Genomic DNA, 19,270 nt, shown 5'->3' with positions numbered 1-19,270 from the left:
TTAAGTCTGTTTTTTATCATCGAAAGACATTGTTACATTTCAAACCGATACATCACACCTATAGCTTGATACACATCAAGCGACACTTTTAAATCGCCATTTCATCCAAGGCACGAAATACCATTTCATCCATGTGACCATCGAAGATTTGACGACAAACTTTCCGACGCACCGCTAACCCCGCAATCAAGCGCTCGATGGTAAGATGCTTAACATCGTTCTGGGTGTTAAACAGCTCGACGGTTTTACTTAATGTCTCATAAGGAATCGGCTCATCCCCTACCCTTAGCCAATCGAGCTTCTCTATGTAATCTGAGCACTCTTCTTTGATTGAGGCATACGAGTGCCCTGTCATCGCAGACAAAGCCGTTATACTGCGTTCTAGAGCCTCTGGTGAGGTATATTTAGATAGAGTAATGGTGATCTCATCAGCATTGATCTCTACCAAATGTTTTCTTTGCTTCACGCGTCGCCCTAAATTTCCTCTTGGAGACGGTGCTTTGCGTTGAATGGGCTCAAATTCGCCGTCTATGATGCCTGAGAGCTCCTCAAGCTGCTGTCGGGTTACCATCTCATTACGAAGCGGGTTTGGCAGCGTAGGCGCCATGTTGCGCTTGCCTGCGTTGGTTGTACGAGCACGTGAGTAACGCAGTACCTCTTCGACGTCACATTTGATGTCGATCTGGTAATCCATCACTTTATCATTCTCGATCATAGTTTCGATCGTTAAGTGATAGCCCCATAAGTTCACCACAAAAAGATCGTCTGTCCCTTTGCCGTCTGACAAGCGTTTCAGCTCACGGATCAGATCCATTGAGAACCGACGCCATTCAATGTTACGTGCAAGCTTCTGATTTAACTCGCTCAACAGCATGCAATCTGTGTGTCGGCGCACCATACGGCTACGGAAAAACGAATATAGCTGGAACACCAACGTATGCTGTTTCAGGATTTCTGGTGGGAACAAGAAGAAATAATCGCGTGTTAGTAGTTCTTCGTAGAACGACGGTTCCCACACCAAGATGTATAAGTTGGGTTTAATACGAATTTCGCCATCACTGCCCTCAACGGGCGCTTCTTCTGAAGCCGTGATGGTACGGGCTAAGAAGCGGAAGCGGTCACTCTTAAAGCCTTCGGGCATATTTTCACTGAGCCATCGGCCAGTGAGTTCATGCAGTTGGAAATCGGTAAACTCGATACGATCGATACTGTCACGGATGGAATCACGAGCTGGGCCACTGTCTTTTTTGCCTCTGAGCGACAAAATATCAGTGATGTATAGCGGCGTTTTGTTTGGTACGTGAGCCGCATCAAGCTGATACTGATCTTTGTGATGATCATGATACTGAACCGTTAACGTGAAGAGAGCGAACAGGGTCATGAGATCATCCACAGTCATGATATTTTTGGATGATCGCGTCTCAATAACGGCTTTTGTGCCAGAGATCGACACCATGGATTTCTGATAACTTTTTCGAGTTCTTGGTGGCGCAAGTGCTTGGTCAATGATCCCAGCCCAATTTGTTGGAGATACAACAAATTGATCGGCTTCATCTTTCATCGTGGGAGGTGTGTTTAACCCGTGCTCATTCAACAAACGTTTGTTTACTTGAGTCTGAGCCAATGCTTTCGAACGTTTTTGTTTCTCGTTCTGGCGAACTTTGTCGGTAACAAGACTTGTTGCTCCCAACACAGATATAAGCTGATTGGGATTCACAAATTTATGTAGCATCGTTTTACCAGCAAGTCCCTCTTCAAAACGCACTGGAGTTTGAGTAAATAAACCAATATTTACTGCCGCGCGCAAACGTTGTTGCAGAGCTGCACGTGTGAGTTGCCCATCTGTTGCTTCCACAATCTCTGTGGTTGAAACCAAACCATCCTTGCTGCTGAAGCCTCGTAATGAGATCAGATTAAGCAACTCTAAGATGCTTTTGGTCACCCCTTTGAAATGTTGGTACTGCTCTACCCAATCCGCAGAGGATTCATGTACCTCAAAAAGATGGCCATCTTTGTGGCTTCTCGGTGCTTTAATCAGAATTTTTTCATCAGCCGTCATTTTAGATCCAGATCACACTAGCCGTAGTTGTGCTATGGTTCCGAAGAATAAAGAAAAACAGATCATAAATAAAGAAAAAAGATTGTTTTTTAAATAACTGATCTTTTTGATTAATCTGATCTTAATTGATTATATGATCTAATGATCTGGCTTGAAATTTCTCGCTAAGTTTTTGTTCTATAAGACTATTATTTCCATGTGTTTCGGAACTATGATCATAAGAAGTCTGAAAGTATGATCAACAATAACCTGAAAGCATGATCATATTTCTTCGTAAGCATGATCATTAAGGTTATGAAAAGATGATCAAAAGAGTCTTGAAACGATGATCATGATGTTTTTACAGGTTATCCACAGATGCAGTATTTAATAATGATCTTCACGATGATTATATTGTGCATTGGTGATGTTATTTATACTCGGATCGATGATCAAGAGCCAATATATCTATCGTTCTGGCGTCCATATTGATGAGATATCACTCATCTGATTAAAATACATTCAAGTCGCTCATATTTAGAAGTAAATCCTAGTCTCTGCTTATTTACAGGAAGCATGATCATGAGAGCGTGATTTATCATAGCAACTTGAGCAATTTCATTGTTCCGGCTTCTATACCGTCAATTTCTGCTCAATCCCCCATTCTGTCTGCACTCAACCGTAAATCAGAGAAGAAAACTCATGCTTCCGAGAGATTCTAAGGCTTGATCATACTTCCGATTAATGGATCTTATTTTATTTGCGTGTTTACACCGTACTCTGCTCAATTTTGCCATGATCATGCTTTCGGATTTGTTTATTAACACGGAAGCATGATCATAAGTATACCTTGATCATACTTCCATAGATGTTTCGCTGGAACTGCCCTATTTTGTTCGGAGACATGATCAAGGTGTTCAGGTCTTTATTGTTCCGATATTACTTACTATTTTTCGTTTAAATTAGGTTGGTCTAACATAATCCGTAATTTAGCTTAAGATTATAATCGTTCCGGTAGAAAATTGATTTACATTGTAAATGAGTGACGCTGTAACACTTTTTATTTTTAAGTTTAGGTGTCCACTTATGAGAAGATTATTTGATTAAAAATAGTTATCTTTTTGACCATAAATCATAAAAGCGTCGATTTGGGTGTTTTTTTATGTGATGGTAATTCAAAATGTTCGTGCACCTTTTTGTTGTTTTTGGTCTTTACTGCTGTACAATTGCAGTTATAAATCCTTCCAACGGAATTTGGCATGAAAAGAGAAAAAACGATTGAAAACCTTCTTGAGTTAGCGGAGCTGACTCAGCAGGTTCAAGCTGACCGTATTGAAATTGTTTTAGAAGAGCGAAGCGATAACTACTTCCCACCAATGTCGAAAGCGATGATGGAAACCCGTTCTGGTCTAACTCGCCGTAAGCTCGACGACGCGATTGGTAAAATGGAAGCCGCTGGGCATCAATTTACTAAAAACAACGCGAATCATTATTCAATTACGTTAGAAGAAGCACACATGCTCATGGATGCGGCTGAAGTGCCTAAATTTCATGAGCGTAAAAAGAATTCAGGTAACAAACCTTGGATTATTAATGTGCAGAACCAAAAGGGCGGTACAGGTAAATCAATGACCGCGGTTCATTTAGCGGCATGTTTAGCGCTAAATTTGGATAAACGATACCGTATTTGTTTAATCGACTTAGACCCACAAGGCTCGCTACGTTTATTCCTCAACCCGCAAATCAGCATGGCAGAGCATGATAATATCTATTCTGCGGTAGACATTATGTTGGGTAACGTTCCTGATGGTGTGGAAATTGACAGTGAATTTTTACGTAAAAACGTATTGCTGCCAACGCAATATCCGAACTTAAAGTCGATTTCAGCGTTTCCAGAAGACGCGATGTTTAATGCGGAAGCATGGCAAACGCTATCTGAAGACCCATCACTCGATATCGTCCGTCTGCTGAAAGAGCAACTGATTGATAAAATTGCTGATGACTTCGATATCATTATGATTGATACCGGTCCACACGTTGACCCATTAGTATGGAATGCGATGTATGCATCAAATGCCTTGCTAATTCCTTGTGCGGCTAAGCGTCTGGACTGGGCTTCAACAGTAAACTTCTTCCAGCATTTGCCTACGGTATATGAAATGTTCCCGAAGGACTGGAATGGTCTTGAGTTTGTTCGCTTGATGCCAACCATGTTTGAGGACGACAATAAGAAGCAAGTTTCTGTTTTAACTGAAATGAACTATCTTCTAGGTGACCAAGTTATGATGGCTACTATTCCTCGTAGCCGTGCGTTTGAAACCTGTGCCGATACCTACAGCACAGTATTTGATCTGACAGTAAGCGATTTTGAAGGCGGTAAGAAGACACTAGCTACCGCGCAGGACGCTGTTCATAAAAGCGCACTGGAATTAGAGCGTGTGCTGCACTCTAATTGGCCGTCATTGAATCAGGGGTAATAAGTAAATGGCTTTGAAAACGTCTGAATTAAACGCGAAATTATTTGGCAAAACGAATAAGCGTCGTGTTGTGACTCCGCAAGAGGCGCAAACTGCGGCAAAAGAGAAAGCTCAAACGATTGAACTAGCAGTTGCAGGTGAAAATATTGTTCAGTTTGAACTTGTGCGTATTCCTGCAAATAAAGTTGCGACAGAAACAACAGTATTTGTTGACAACGCTCGTGAGCAATCGTTCTTAAACGAACATGCTTTATCTGATGTTTTAGTCACACTCAAAGAGCGTGGCCAACAATATCCAGCTGTGGGTCGTAGAACTAAAGATGGCAAGATTGAAGTTTTAGATGGTAGCCGTCGTCGCATGTCTTGTATCCTCGCTGAACAAGATTTTTTGGTTTATGTTGCTGACAACATCAATACTGACCATGCTAAGTTTTTGTCTGATGTGGCAAATGCTCACAAACCGCTCTCTTTATACGAAAAAGGGAAAGAGATGCAGGCTAAGCTTGATAGTGGTGAAGCTGAGGATCAGAAAGCATTGGCAAAAATGTTCCAGTGCAGTGAAGCGTTGGTAAGTGGTGCTTTAAAAGCCGCAGCATTACCGTTAGAACTGCTTCAAGCGTATCCGAATGTTGGCGATCTCGGTCGTCCAACTATCGTGAAACTGCACAAACAGTTTTCAACGCTAACGCCGGAGCAGCAGCAAGAGCTGTTAGATAAGTGTCGCTCTAGCGAAGGCTTTTTATGGCAGCGAAGCACAGCTCAAGGCGTTGCTCGTCTGACAAAAGAAGTCACGGAAAGCATCGAAAACTGGATTGCTGAGCTTGCACCAGCAAAACCTGGCAAGAAGACCGAAAAAGTCGACTTAGTAAAAGGTCGAGCAAGCTATAGCCGAAAAGGTAGCAGCCTGGCGTTGAACTTGAAGAAAGTTGACGACAGCTTAATGGAAGAGATTCTTGCGTTTGTACAAACCAAACTGCAATAACAAATGATGATTGAATCAACCGCCTCCGGGCGGTTTTTTTATATCTGAGAAGCGTCAAATTAAAGATGTGATACCATTGCGTCAGTTCAACGTTGGATAGACAAAATGCAGACACAATCTGATTTCCTTTCATCACTTCAACATCAAGCTCACCAATCTTTCCAAAGGATTGGTGTTGTCATTCAAGGCGAGGCTTCTTGGCAAAATGCGTTGATGTCAGAGTTCCATAAAACGCAGCGCCATCAACGTTGGTTTTCTGTTGGTGATTTTGGTTTGAAAAACGTATCCAGTGTTTCGTCTAAACAAGGGCACATGTTGCTAGGCAGAGAGTGTGACGTTCTATTGTTTGATGCTCGAAATGGCTTTGACGCCAATAGTTTTACCGCCGCGCTTGGCTCATTGGTTGGCGGCGGTTTTCTTATTGTCATTACTGAGCTGCGACAAAATGCGAATTTTGCTCAGCAATGGATGCACAAACAATGGGAGAAGCTCGTTGTTATTGAGCAAGACAAACCATTGCCAACGGCTCCAGACATCAAGCAAGCAGAAAAAGAAAGCCACTACACGGAACAAGAACATGCCATTTCTCTAATTGAAAAGGTGGTGACAGGACATCGAAAGCGACCATTAATTTTGACCGCTGATCGTGGACGTGGAAAAACAAGTGCCCTCGGAATTGCGTGTGTGAACTTATTACAGCAGAAGCCGCTTAGAATCTTAATTACGGCACCATCTATAAAAGCCGTTGAGCCTGTTTACCAACATGCTTTACGTTTACTCCCTAGCGCACAGCGTATTAAGAAGGACAGATTAGAATCAGGGCAGGGAGCCATTCAATTTATTGCTCCAGATGAACTATTATTGAGTCGACCTGAATGTGATTTGTTACTTGTCGATGAAGCGGCTGCAATTCCAGTTCCTATGCTCAAGAGCATTACCGAACATTATCATCGACTCATTTTTTCTACGACTATTCACGGTTATGAAGGTTGTGGCCGGGGCTTTACGATTAAATTTGTTGATTGGCTTCAGAAACAGCGTTCGGGAATGAAAACGTGGCACATGACACAGCCCATCCGCTGGAGCATGAATGATGCGCTCGAATCATGGCTCTATGACGCGTTTTTGTTGGATGCGGAGTTAACGCACCATCAACTTAACCAGGTCGACTCAATTTCCCTTTCTAAAGCCGATAAGGACGATTTGATATCGCAGCCTAGTTTGCTGCGCGAGTGCTTCGCTCTTTTGGTTAATGCTCATTATCAGACCTCGCCGAATGATTTGATTCACCTTTTGCAAGACGACAACAGTCAGCTCTATTTTGCTAAGCAAGATAATGCGGTTGTGGGGGTAATATTAGCGGTCGAAGAGGGTGGGCTTGACGCTGAATTGGTTGAAGAAATTCAGCTTGGTAAGCGTCGTCCTAAAGGACACTTAGCCCCAGTTACGATTGCAAACCACCTAGGATTTCCGAATGTCGCGAATCTATCGACGCTGCGAGTCATGAGAATTGCTGTTCATCCGGAATTGCAAGGAAGAGGCATCGGTCAAAAAATGCTGCAGCAACTTGATCAAATGGCGGCTAAACACATTGCTTACCTATCCACGAGTTTCGGTGCGACGGAAGAGTTGGTCCATTTCTGGCTACAATCGAACTTCCGTGCAATTCGTTTAGGGTCAATGCGCGATGCTGCTAGCGGTTGTTATTCAGTCTTGATGGTCAAACCTTGTGATTCCCAACAGACGGCTTGGGTCGATGAATCTCAGGCGCTATTTGAAGAAATGTTGTCTAATAATGTGGCTGACGTCTATCCAAAATTAGAAGCCTCTATTTTTCGAGCTCTATTACCGCAACCTTTGGGAATGAGTCCACTTCATCCCGCTAAGTTATTACTAATTGAATGCTATGCTGATGGTGGTAACAGTTATGAGTCCGTGTCTGCTTGGCTTCAGCAGTGGTTACTTAACTTAGGTTTGAACTCCGCTTCCGACTTGATGATCAGTAAGCTTTTTCTTAACCGTAGTTGGACTGAATGTGCTCAGCAATTTGGTTTACCTGGAAGAAGGCAAGTTGAGCAGCAGTTAAGGGACGAAGTAAGACACATTTGGAACGATTTACACTGTAAACACTAAAGGGAAATTTACACTGTAAATGAAATTATTAGGAGCTGATTTTACACTGTAAATCCAGCTCCTTTTTATTTCGGCGTGTATTTTGATTGAGCTTTAGGTTAAATCGAAATGCTCTCTTAATATCTGTTTAACCGTTATTGATGGATTACTTTCTTTAGTGACGTGAGCCCTATAATAAGAAATGCGAGGTTTGTTCAGAAAACGGATTTGGGTAGACTGAAAGTGTTGATGGGAAGCAAAGTGGTAAGGGTATGTGGAAGCTGTGTCTTGAGTTATCTGAAGATAAGACCAAGGTGATAGCCCGTCTTCCGGGAGAAGTGGACCTCGGTGGTGAGCTAAATCAAAATGAATTAAACGAGCAGCTCGTCGCAATGAACGCTGAAAAGATGTTTGTTGTTGAGGGGGAAGTCGTGAGATTCATTAACTGCGCCAAAGAACGTAAAGCCGAGGCCTACGAAGGCATCGTCATTGCGGAAAAACGCAACGCGCAAGTTGAGGTTGAATTATCGAATAATGACATGCTCGCCAGTATGAACGTTGTCGGCGCGTACGGAGGCCGAGGTTTACGTGGCCCCGAGATTGTTCAAGCCCTTGCTCAAGCGCGAGTTTCGAAAGGCATCAACAAACTGGCTTTGAAGAAAGTGTTGGTTGTCAGCACTCAGCTCAAACCCGGCGAAACTTTTTCTCAACCTGTAGCGGTTGGTAAGCAACCTATCAAAGGCAAAGACGCTCTTTTTACTCCTCTTGTTAAAGACATCACCAAACGCATCCTCAAACCCAAAGACGGCCAATCTGCTAGCGACAAAATTGATTTACGTAACCTCGGTGAAACTATCGCGGTTGACGTAGGCGATGAGGTGATGCGCCGCACGCCTGCGACCAAAGGTACGCCTGGTTTTACTGTTCAAGGGCGAGTGATTCCTCCACAAGCCGGAAAAGACAGCCCAATGAAGCCAGGCAAGGGCACCGAGATAAGCAAGCAAGACCCAAACCTATTGATTGCATCGGTATCCGGTACGCCTCTGATTAAAGACAAAACCATCGAAGTTGATAACGCACTCTGCCTCAATAGCGTTGGCGTGAATACAGGCCACGTGAAATTCAAAGGGAATGTGATTATCGGTGGCAACATTGAATCTGGCATGATTGTTAAAGCGACGGGTTCTATTACTGTAGGCGGCTTCATTGAATCGGCTGACGTACAAGCGCAAGACGACATCCAAGTTGGTAAAGGGATCATTGGCCATACCGTGAGTGATGGCCAGCCAAAGAGTTGTCACGTCAAAGCCAAAGGTTCGATTCGTGCCAGCTACGCCCAATATTGTGATTTGCAAGCCGGCGAAGATATTGAGTTGGCGGTGCACAGCATGAATAACGATATTGTTTGTGGGCGCAATCTGACGGTGCTAGACGCGAACGGTAGGAACGGCACGCTCAGCGGCGGAGATGCAAAAGTCGGTGGCAAAGTGGTGTGCTTACAATTGGGCGTAGAAGGCGACACCGCCACTAAGGTAGAAGCGTTCGCACGCTATTCTGCATTTAAGGAACGATTAGCAGAGCTTAAAGAACAATACAAACGCGCTCAAGAAGGCACGATGGATGTGATTCGTAAAGAGCTCGAATTTAAGAAACGTCCTAAAGCCGAACGTACCGACGAAGAACAAGCTCAGATTGACGTGATGAAAACACAAAACAACGAGCAGCTTGAAGCGATAAAGCAAAAGCTAGAACAAACGGAACACGACTTTGAAGTCGCGTTAGAAGAAAATATTGTCGAAGCCAAAGAGCGTGTCTTCACACGCGTGACGGTGCAGTTTGGCGACGAGCAGGTAACGACAAAGCGCACTCATGGCGGTTGTTCGTTCCGTTTCAATCAATACGAAATTAAAGTCTCGGCGAACTTGGAAGAAGAGGACGTCGCTGCGGTTTAAGCTTTCTTACTCACTGAGCCCACACGTCGCAACAAGATGTGTGGGCTTTTGTTTATCTACAAATCGACAATGTGCTCTTGATAGTAGTCCGCAAGCGCACCGACTTGGCTGCTACACATTACTTTCATTGCTTGTTTAATGTGTTCTATTGGCCAGTTCCACCATTGGATATTGAGTAGAGTTTCAATCTCTTTATCGCTGAATCGTTGACGTACGACTTGGTTGTTTCCAACCACTACCGAATAAGGTTGCACGTCTTTCGTCACTACGGTGCGTGCTCCGATGACGGCTCCATCACCGATGTTTACTCCGGGCATGATCATCGCCTCGCTGCCAATCCAAACATCGTTCCCCACCACTGTATCTCCGGCACGCTCGAAACCGTCTTGTACGCCTTCTCCAAAGTCTTCAGGAGAGAAGGGGAAGGTCGAAATCCAGTCAATGCGATGACCTTGGTTTCCTGCCATCATGAAGGTGGCTCCAGAAGCGATGGAACAAAACTTGCCAATGATTAATTTGTCGATGCTATCGGGTTCTCTACTTTGCCATTCTTGAAGTGTGACGGGGTCACCCAACAAGTAGCGTACCGCTTGCTCTTCGAAGCTTTTTTGATGATAGAAGCCCGAGTAATAGCTGTAATCGCCAACGATGATATTGGGATTAGTGATGTGATCTTTAATGACTTGACCTTTTAACCACGTGTCGAAAACACTCATAACTCATCCTTTCAAATTTAGGTTGTACAGAGTTTAGAGGCTTTCTATTATTTCCAGTAGTTTGATTTTAGAGATTCAGAATTACTGTATGGAAATAAAATGGCTCAGCTACGTACCACTTTACGTCGCTTTGTGTGAGGAACGGAGTATTGCTGGTGCAGCAAAGCGACTGAATTGTTCGAATGCGCATGTAAGTCGGCAACTTAAACAGCTTGAAGACATATTGTCGGTGCAGCTTATTCAGCGAACTACGCGCCAGTTTAATTTGACCTACGATGGTTTGCGGTTTTATCAGCAGGTAAAGCAACTGCTCGAAGGCGCTGAGCAGATCAATGAGCAAGTCATGGCAAACGAGATCGTATCGGGAAAATTGAGAATAGCGGCGTCCGCTTCTTTCGGAGCTGCGTTACTCAGCCAAACATTGATCGAGTTTCGATTGCAACATCCACAAGTGAGCGTCGAAGTGATCTTCACAGAGACACCTCTCGACTTGATTGAGGCTGGGTTTGATATCGCATTCTACTTTACCGATACTCCCCCAGAGGGATACGTCGGCCATCAGCTACGCACTTTACACTGTAAACCGATCGCTCATCGCTCGTATTTAGCTGATAAACCAAATGTAAGTACGCCAGAGGATCTTGGTGACTTAGAGCACATCCTTTATAAAAGTCGTGACTTGGTGTTAGACAAGTGGACGTTTACGCATAAGCAAACTCAACAGCAGTGCAGCATTGAGTTAGAAAGTACGCTGAGTTTTAATCTTGTCCAGTCCATGTTGGATGCTACTTTGGCTGGCTGTGGTGTAGCCATGTTAGATGAATTTGCACTGGCTAAACTCGACCCTGCACAAAAAGAACAACTCGTGAGTTTGCTGCCAGAATGGCAAACGGATGCGATTTTGCCGCTTTATCTGCTCTACCCAAAACGTGAGCACTTACCAAGAAGAACGCGAGCGTTCATTGATCACTTTAGGAACATATATTCTGTCGGCGAATAGCGACAACAAACTTAGCAACAATTGAGGAAGCAAAGGAATGCGAAAACACTGTATTGCGATTGGTGGTGGTGGCTGGATGATGGGAGAGAACCCGAGTCCGCTCGATCAATACATTTTGTCTTTGTCTGGTAAAGAGAATCCAAACATTTGTTTTCTACCGACAGCCACGGGAGACGCCGATGAAGTTATTGAACGTTTTTACAATGCGAAGCTTAGTGAAAACGTAACCCATTTTCCGCTGTTTAAGTTTGATGCTGGTTGGAAAGAAACGCTATTTGAACAAGACATCATTTACGTCGGTGGCGGTAATACGCGTTCGATGTTGGCCATTTGGCGCGAATGGGGAATCGATAGAATACTCAAGCAGTGTTATGAACAAGGCATCATCATGTGTGGCATGAGCGCTGGTGCAATTTGTTGGTTTGAGTTTGCGGTGACAGACAGTGATCCCGAAGCATACCAAGTTATGCGTTGTCTTGGATTAATTGACGGTTTGGCTGCGGCGCATTTTTCCCATGTTGGTGAGAAGTTTGAGGTTTTCCAAGCCTTTGCTCGTTCTCAACCGAGCATCACTTGTTATGGTATTCACGATTATGCGGCATTGCACTTTGTTGATGGAAAATTGTTAGCTACTGTCACCAGCTTCCCTGATGCAGGCGTGTTGGTTAAAACAGGTAACGAAGAAAACATATGGCGAGGGTGAGCTTCTTCAAATCAGCATTAAAGGCAATAACTACTGACCGGACACAGAAGAAGCTCATGGATTCAGCTAACTTACATTAAGTCTCGTGCTTACAGCTCGTAACGCAGACCTAAGTGGTAGTAGCTTTCGTCTGCGTGCGCACCGCCAAACGAGACTTCTTGTCCATTGCTGAAGCCACGCGAGCCGTTACGATCAACGTAGTTTGTGTAGATAGAAGAACGAGGCGTCAGTTTGTATTGCACTTCTAGCGTTGTATCTTTCAGCTCTAGCTCGTCACCCTCACTGTTTTCTAAAGAACGATAACCAGCACGCAGTGCCCATTTGTCATTTACACTGTAAACCGCCGTCAATTCCATCACTTTGTCGGTACTGGTTTGCGAGTAATAGCCCTCTAGTTCATCTTCCGAGTACAACGCACCCAACATCAAATCTCCTAGGTAGTAACGTGTACCTGCGCCCCAGAATGTGTAATCGGTGTCGTTGCTTTCACGTGCATCACCTTTATTTTTCTGCATCGCCACCACTGGTGCCAAGGTACCCAAATTCCCCATGTCTAGCGTATAACGCAGTGCAGCGTTGTAACCGTAGTCAAGCTCAGAAGTGTTGTTTCCTAAAATGTACGCGACAGAAAAATCGAAATTACCTAGGTTGTTTTGGTATTGCAGCGTGCCATCTTGACGGAAAACTTGCGTCGCGGTTTTGTCGACTTTATTCGCTTGGCGCGCCATAGAAACATCGGAAGAGGCGAATACATCACCAATGTCGGTAAACATAATCAATCCAGATGCCACGCGACCACCTGTAATGCGACCATAATCTTTCGCATCAATCCCCGCCCATACATAACGCGCGGTCAGAGACGGTTTGTCGTTTACTTGGTTTGCGTATTCAGCTGCACCCACTTGGTATTGCGCTTGGCCGATGATCGACGCGTACTCGTTGATGGTTTGTGAACCGTTTAAACCAATACGGCCATCAAACTCGCCATTTGCATCGCCGTGCTCGTCATTTTTACTGGTGACATTGAAACCAAGACGAGAGTAAATATTTAAAACTGACCCATCTTCTGCTTGATACAGCTGCGCTGCCATTGCGTTTGATGCCATCAATGTAGGGAGAAGTAGAGTCAAAATGTGCTTTTTCATGATTAACGACCTTTCATTTCTATTGTTTTAGATACGACAAAGCCCCTTCCGAGTAACGGAATAAGAAAAATTGTCGTGAAGTAGAGAGAGGGTGCGCCCTTGTCTGCCAAGGGCGCGAGCTAGTCCATTCCTATAGGGGAAGAATGATTTAGCTTAAATCGACGTCTTTGCAGCCAAAGAAGTAAGTCGCGAGGAAGCCGACGATGTAAGAGATAAGCAGGCCGGTAACAAACACCATCATGCCCGGGAAGATGCCATTTTCAGATGTCATGAGAGGAATCGCCACGATACCGGACGGGCCAAACACCGTATTAAGACCAACTGGTAAGCCAAGGTAAGAAACTAAACCGATAAAGAAGCCGCCCGCAGCACCACCAATACAAGCGGTAACGAATGGTTTTACGCGTGGTAATGTCACGCCGTAAATCAATGGTTCGCCAATGCCTAGAAGACCCGGAATAATAGCGCCTTTAACTTGAGTGCGCAGTAGAGCGTCTTTTTTGGCTTTGAAATACAGCGCCATTGACGCGCCAACCTGACCGCCACCAGCCATCGCCAGGATAGGGAATAGCGAGTTAAAGCCCTGTGTTTCCATCAATGCGAAGTACACGGGAACAAAACCCTGGTGGATGCCAAATACCACAGAAATTAAGAACAAACCTGCCAAGATTGCAGCGCCTAATGGGTTATCGTTCAAGTTGAGGAACAACCAAGACATCCCTTTAAACAACTCGCCGCCGATTGGCATGATGATCAAGAAGGTTACCGCACCCATGATCAACAGAGTGATAACGGACGTTAAGATCATGTCCAGATCATCTGGCATGTATTGACGAACCTTACGCTCGACTTGCGCACCGATGATCGCCGCCAAAAGTACGCCGATAATGTTGCCGCGCGGATCAATCGCAAAGCCGAAAAACTCGTTCATGCCAGAGTAAATACCGGATGTCGCCTCTGGGTTGTAACCCAGCACAAACAAAGAGGCGAGAATGGCACCATTAACACCAGAGCCGCCAAACGCTTGCTGCGCGTTGTAACCAATCAGAATACTTAGGAAAGCAAACAGACCCTTACCAAAGACTTTCATGTAGGCGATCAAATCCAACATAAACTGGCTTGGTGTCTGGTCGAGAACAAACATCTGTTCCAATAACGTCGCAAAACCTAGCAACAAACCAGCTGCAATAAAGCCAGGGATCAACGGCGTAAAGATGGTGGCAAACTTGCTTAAAAAACGCTGAACCGCACTGGTTTGTTTGCTCTTCATCTGTTTTTTCTGCTCGGCCGCGACGGCAGAAAGATCTTGTTGCGGCATATCTGGTTCTTCACTGTCACTAGAAGTTAAGCTGTCGATCAATTGATTCATCATCTCAGCCGCTTGTTGAGCTTTTCCGGGACCGAGAATGATCTGAAACTGCTCATCGCTTTCCACCACACCCATTACGCCGGGAATTTGCTTGATAACTGACTGATCAGCCAAACCATTGTTGGCGAGCGATAAACGCAAACGCGTCATACAGTTACCACATTTGCTTACGTTGCCGCTGCCACCCACTGCGGACAGCAACTGCGATACTGTGTTTGAAGTTATTTTTGCCATAGGGTCTATCCTTCAGAACTCGGATTATTTAGTGCTGCGCGAATAAAACCGTTGTGCGCGGCGAGGCGTGATTTGGCTTGTTCGGCATCCAAATCGGCCAAAATCATTAAGATGGCAGTTTTGCAGTGTCGATCGCAGGCATTTAATGCTCGCTCTGCTTCTTCTTTTGATGCGCCAGTTGCTTCTACAACAATGTTGGTTTGGCGTTGGATGAGCTTGGCGTTGGTGGCCTCTACATCCACCATTAAGTTGTCAAATACCTTACCGCTACGAATCATTGCACCTGTCGTGAGCATGTTTAACACCAGTTTTTGTGCGGTGCCGGCTTTCATGCGAGAAGAGCCAGTGACAACCTCTGCGCCAACAATCGGCAGAATCGCGATGTCGGCCGCTTTTGCCATGGCACATTCTGGATTACAGGCGATAGATGCGCTCGTAGATCCGATGGATTTAGCGTACTCCAAACCACCTAGCACATAAGGCGTGCGGCCACTTGCAGCTATGCCTACAACCACGTCATGCTTGGTGAGGTGAAGCGCTTTTAAGTCGTCTTGACCCATTTTCACGTCGTCTTCTGCGTTTTCTACCGCTTTCAAAATCGCTTGGTGTCCACCAGCAATTAAGCCAATCACCATGTCTGGATGCGTGCCGTAGGTAGGAGGACACTCGCTCGCATCAAGAATTCCTAAGCGGCCTGATGTGCCAGCTCCCATGTAAACCAAACGGCCACCATTGGCGAACGCTGCAGTAATTGCATCAACCGCCTTTGCAATTTGTGGTAGCACTGCTTTGACCGCGAGCGCGACTTTTTGATCCTCTTCATTAATGACTTGCAGCATCTCGATGGTCGAAAGCGTATCAATCTCTGCACTGGCTGGATTACGGCTTTCTGTCACCAATCGGCTTAAATCAATTTTCATGTTTTACACTCTTCGTAATGTTCAATCTGAGGGCGATTCTATGGAATAAAATATTCTGTTTTGGTGATAAAAATCACACTTTAGGTTATTCTTTGTGCAGGAGAAGTTTGGAATAATGAGAGAAAATATACGTCCATTACATCCGGTATAAACTGGCTTGGTTAGAACAATCATGGGGTTAAATCAAACTCCAATTATTTTTGTTTTGGAATAATTTATTTAAATTTTTTGAGGTTTTTGTTGTGTCAGTTGTCAATAAGATAGTCGCGAGGCGTACTCAGCTTTCGCAAAGTGGTCGTTTGGTCGGCGATTGGATTGTTGAAAACGCAGAAAAGGCGGCGCTCCTCACTAGCCAAGAACTTGCGGCGCAAGTAAAAGTGAGTCAATCGAGCATTGTGAAATTTACTCAGCGTATTGGTTTTAAAGGCTACAGCGAGTTTAAGTTAGCTCTGAATGAAGAGATTGGCCGTAAGCATGCGATGCAGTCGACACCGTTGCACAGTGATATTTTGGCAGATGATCCCATCGCGGTTATTTCGCAGAAACTGGTGAAAGCAAAAACAGATGCTATGTTTCAAACCACCAATGCGCTGTCTTATGAAGCGTGTCACCAAGCGGTGAAATGGTTGAGTGAAGCGCGTCGAGTGCAAGTGGTCGGGATTGGGGGCTCAGCCCTGACCGCGAAGGATTTAAGCTTTAAACTGCTTAAACTCGGTATTACGGCGCTTTCCGAACAAGACAGCCACGTGCAGATTGCTGTTGCTCGTACCCTCTCTTCAGAAGATGTGCAGATAGCGATTTCGTATTCGGGCGAACGCAAAGAAATTCTCGTCGCGGCAGAAGCGGCAAAAGAGCAGGGCGCGAAGGTGATTGCGTTATCTGCTCCTGGGAGAAGCCGCTTGCGTGGTATTGCCGATATTACGTTTGATACGATTGCCAATGAAACGGAACATCGCAGCTCATCCATTGCTTCGCGCACCGCGCAAAACGTGATCACCGATTTGCTGTTTATCATCTTGGTTCAGCAAAGAGACGAAAGTGCACGTCAGTTGATCAGCGATATCAGTACCGACATCAAACAGATCCTCACATGATCGCTTAACCAACAGCGGACTAAAGATCCGGATCGTGCATCAGTAAAGCAATAAAAGCGGATAGATGCTTTTCAATGGTGAGATCGGCAGAAATTGCCGGTAACTCCAACGTGATGCAAGGTAAATCACGTTCACTACACCAAGTGCCGAATGAGCCGGGTGTTTCGTAGTCGACATCGTCCACGATTGGCAGCTGAAACTGCTCGTGGAGCCATTTGGCAAGGTTGGAATGTTTGGGATCATCTACAAACGCAAGCGGTTCGTGAAACGACACTACAAACTTTGGCCTGCGCAGTTCAATCAAGTTAATTAATGCGCCAACTTCTGGCTCTAGCTGGTTTTTAGAGCCTGTTTTCACCTTTACGTCTCGAACGGGTGTGTGAGAGCTCCATCGATACACGGTGCCATGCTCAGTCCAATTTGGGGTTGGAAACGCGCGATTGAGATCCACTTGGTTTGCATTTGCACGTGTGCCTAGCTGGTTGCCGTCAGGATTCATTGACAGAATCACATCATGTCGTAAGTTTTTAGCTGGCAAGCTTCTTAGCGCACAGGACAAACCTGCAATCGAGGCTGTCTCATCCCCGTGAGTGCCTGCCAAAATCAAACCTCGCGAAGCACTTTCGACTTGTGCCGGAAAATACAGTAATGGCGCACCAAGCACGGAATGACCGTATGTTGTTGGCCGAATTAAAAATGCCGCTCTTTCCGTTCTTGGAATTAGACTCACCGTAATCTCCTGATTGATGAAGTAATATCAATATCTAAGCTAATTAAACCTAGCTAAACCGAACCGTTTAAACTCGTCAACGGTTGAAATGTTAATTGTGGCGCTTGCTTCACAAGACGCGTTAGGAGAACGAAAAACGATATGGATTTTAAAAAACATTCAACGGCGTTGCTGATTTCCTCTTTATTCACCCCTTTTCTTTCTGCATCTGTCGTTGCGGATACCTTACCTAACGGCGTTCAACTCGCCGCAGAACAGCATTTAGTACGTGCGAATGACGCAGAGGCGGCGACGCTTGATCCAGCGAAAGCCGAAGGTCTGCCAGAAATGCATGTGATTCGTGACTTATTTGAAGGGCTTGTGATTCAAGATCGTGACGGAAACATTATTCCCGGTGTGGCAGAATCATGGGAAACCAACGACAACCAAACCTTTACTTTTCACTTGCGCAAAGACGCGAAATGGTCGAATGGCGAGCCTGTGACAGCGGATGATTTTGTCTATTCACTGCGCCGAGCGGTAGATCCGAAAACCGCTTCTCCAAATGTTTGGTATCTCAAACTCACCAAGATCAAAAACATCACCGATGTAGCAGAGGGCAAAAAGCCTTTGGACGATCTCGGCATCAAGGCAGTGGATAAATACACCCTACGTTTTGAGTTGGACAGTCAAGTGCCGTACTTTGTTGCTATGACTGGGCACACGTCCATGATGCCAGTGCATCAAGCGACAGTGGAAAACCGCGACAAGCCGTGGAGCGATCCAGACCAATTTGTTAGCAACGGTGCATTCACATTGGATAAGTGGGTCGTGAATGAGCGCATTGAACTGGTTAAGAGTCCAAGTTACTGGGACAGCGCAGATACGCATCTAAACAGAGTGACTTACATTCCGTTTGAAAACCAAAACGCGTCGATCAATCGTTATGCGGCAGGAGAGTTGGATATCACGTCCGATGTGCCGACTCATATGGCGCAGAAGCTTAAACAAGATTACAAGCAGGCTTACACGGTGGTGCCATTACTGTGCACGTATTACTACGCGTTCAATACCACTCGTCCGCCATTTGATGATGCGCGAGTGCGTCAAGCGGTGTCGTACTCCATCATGCGTGATGTGATTACGAATGGTGTCACGCAAGTGGGCAACCTTCCTGCGTATACCTTTGCGCATCAGTACACTGCCGGTTTTGATGCGACGCCCCCTGAGTATAGTAAGTGGAGTCAGCAACAACGTGACGAGAAAGCGCGTCAGTTGTTAAAAGAAGCGGGTTACAGCAAAGACAAGCCGCTCGATTTTAAATTGCTGTACAACACCAGTGAGGCAAACAAATCGATCGCGGTTGCGATAGCGTCGATGCTACAAAAAAATCTCGGTGCAAACGTGGAGTTAGAAAACCAAGAGTGGAAGTCGTACTTAGTGGCGCGTAAACAAGGCAATTTCGATGTGATGCGCGCTTCCTGGTGTGGTGATTACAATGAAGCGTCTACTTTCCTGAGCTTACTTCACTCAGGTTCTTCGGGTAACTTTGCACGTTACAGCAATGAAGCGTACGACAACGCGATGAACAGTGCATTGGCCGCAACCGATGAGAAAGCGCGCCAAGGTTTCTATGATCAAGCCGAGCAATTGTTGGCGGCGGATATGCCAATCGCACCGATTTACTACTACATGCAAGCGCGTTTGGTTCGTCCTACGGTTGGCGGTTTTGCCAAGAACAACGTAGAAGGTCGTATCTACTCGAAAGACCTCTACATCAAGAAGTAGCGCTCAAAACAAGCGATAAATACGAAGCCCC

General features: G+C 45.3%; 14 protein-coding genes. 8 read left to right on the top strand and 6 right to left on the bottom strand.

Annotated features, from left to right (window positions below; all coding sequences use genetic code 11):
• Positions 1-88: 88 nt before the first annotated feature.
• The gene (locus R7E38_RS01575) at positions 89-2,059 is read right to left on the bottom strand and encodes a replication initiator protein RctB domain-containing protein (protein ID WP_005374502.1); all 1,971 of its coding nucleotides are present in this window, start codon (positions 2,057-2,059) and stop codon (positions 89-91) included.
• 1,238 nt (positions 2,060-3,297) lie between these two features.
• On the opposite strand from R7E38_RS01575, the gene R7E38_RS01570 reads away from it, so the two are divergent.
• The 4 genes from R7E38_RS01570 to R7E38_RS01555 all read left to right on the top strand — a co-directional run bounded on the left by R7E38_RS01570 (position 3,298) and on the right by R7E38_RS01555 (position 9,561).
• The gene (locus tag R7E38_RS01570) at positions 3,298-4,515 is read left to right on the top strand and encodes an AAA family ATPase (protein ID WP_226082687.1); all 1,218 of its coding nucleotides are present in this window, start codon (positions 3,298-3,300) and stop codon (positions 4,513-4,515) included.
• A 7-nt stretch (positions 4,516-4,522) separates the two neighbouring features.
• On the top strand, positions 4,523-5,497 hold the full coding sequence (locus tag R7E38_RS01565) for a ParB/RepB/Spo0J family partition protein (protein ID WP_226082689.1): 975 nt from the start codon (positions 4,523-4,525) through the stop codon (positions 5,495-5,497).
• Positions 5,498-5,602: 105 nt separating this feature from the next.
• Positions 5,603-7,630 carry a tRNA(Met) cytidine acetyltransferase TmcA gene (locus R7E38_RS01560; protein WP_086047160.1) on the top strand — a complete coding sequence of 676 codons (2,028 nt, stop codon included), beginning with the start codon at positions 5,603-5,605 and terminating at the stop codon, positions 7,628-7,630.
• 251 nt (positions 7,631-7,881) lie between these two features.
• Positions 7,882-9,561 carry a DUF342 domain-containing protein gene (locus R7E38_RS01555; RefSeq protein WP_167415796.1) on the top strand — a complete coding sequence of 560 codons (1,680 nt, stop codon included), beginning with the start codon at positions 7,882-7,884 and terminating at the stop codon, positions 9,559-9,561.
• Positions 9,562-9,617: 56 nt separating this feature from the next.
• Here R7E38_RS01555 and catC read toward each other — a convergent pair whose 3' ends face one another.
• Entirely contained in the window at positions 9,618-10,277 is a 660-nt protein-coding gene (gene catC / locus R7E38_RS01550) for a type C chloramphenicol O-acetyltransferase (protein WP_005383592.1), read from the bottom strand.
• Positions 10,278-10,365: 88 nt separating this feature from the next.
• On the opposite strand from catC, the gene R7E38_RS01545 reads away from it, so the two are divergent.
• Both R7E38_RS01545 and R7E38_RS01540 read left to right on the top strand, forming a co-directional pair.
• Entirely contained in the window at positions 10,366-11,277 is a 912-nt protein-coding gene (locus R7E38_RS01545; protein ID WP_053812320.1) for a LysR family transcriptional regulator, read from the top strand.
• A gap of 37 nt (positions 11,278-11,314) precedes the next feature.
• On the top strand, positions 11,315-11,980 hold the full coding sequence (locus tag R7E38_RS01540; protein ID WP_086047162.1) for a peptidase E: 666 nt from the start codon (positions 11,315-11,317) through the stop codon (positions 11,978-11,980).
• Between the two features lie 89 nt (positions 11,981-12,069).
• On the opposite strand, the gene R7E38_RS01535 is transcribed toward R7E38_RS01540, so the two are convergent.
• The 3 genes from R7E38_RS01535 to murQ all read right to left on the bottom strand — a co-directional run bounded on the left by R7E38_RS01535 (position 12,070) and on the right by murQ (position 15,648).
• Positions 12,070-13,125 (bottom strand): porin, encoded by a 1,056-nt coding sequence (locus tag R7E38_RS01535; RefSeq protein ID WP_086047163.1) that lies wholly within the window; start codon positions 13,123-13,125, stop codon positions 12,070-12,072.
• Between the two features lie 148 nt (positions 13,126-13,273).
• The gene (gene murP / locus R7E38_RS01530; RefSeq protein WP_226082692.1) at positions 13,274-14,728 is read right to left on the bottom strand and encodes a PTS N-acetylmuramic acid transporter subunit IIBC; all 1,455 of its coding nucleotides are present in this window, start codon (positions 14,726-14,728) and stop codon (positions 13,274-13,276) included.
• A gap of 5 nt (positions 14,729-14,733) precedes the next feature.
• Positions 14,734-15,648 (bottom strand): N-acetylmuramic acid 6-phosphate etherase, encoded by a 915-nt coding sequence (murQ, locus tag R7E38_RS01525; RefSeq protein ID WP_226082695.1) that lies wholly within the window; start codon positions 15,646-15,648, stop codon positions 14,734-14,736.
• A gap of 242 nt (positions 15,649-15,890) precedes the next feature.
• On the opposite strand from murQ, the gene R7E38_RS01520 reads away from it, so the two are divergent.
• Complete coding sequence (locus R7E38_RS01520) at positions 15,891-16,742, top strand: SIS domain-containing protein (RefSeq protein WP_005500180.1); 852 nt, start codon at positions 15,891-15,893, stop codon at positions 16,740-16,742.
• Between the two features lie 19 nt (positions 16,743-16,761).
• On the opposite strand, the gene mpaA is transcribed toward R7E38_RS01520, so the two are convergent.
• A complete protein-coding gene (gene mpaA, locus R7E38_RS01515) occupies positions 16,762-17,472 on the bottom strand; it encodes a murein tripeptide amidase MpaA (protein WP_115386879.1) in 711 nt (236 codons plus the stop codon).
• A 141-nt stretch (positions 17,473-17,613) separates the two neighbouring features.
• Between mpaA and R7E38_RS01510 the strand changes: the two genes are divergently transcribed.
• Positions 17,614-19,239, top strand: coding sequence for an ABC transporter substrate-binding protein (locus R7E38_RS01510; RefSeq protein WP_225477238.1), 1,626 nt, complete (start codon positions 17,614-17,616; stop codon positions 19,237-19,239).
• The last annotated feature ends 31 nt before the right edge of the window (positions 19,240-19,270 follow it).

The organism is Vibrio sp. Vb2131 (assembly GCF_033338535.1).
GTDB lineage: Bacteria > Pseudomonadota > Gammaproteobacteria > Enterobacterales > Vibrionaceae > Vibrio > Vibrio alginolyticus.
This window is presented reverse-complemented; position numbering and strand designations above follow the sequence as displayed.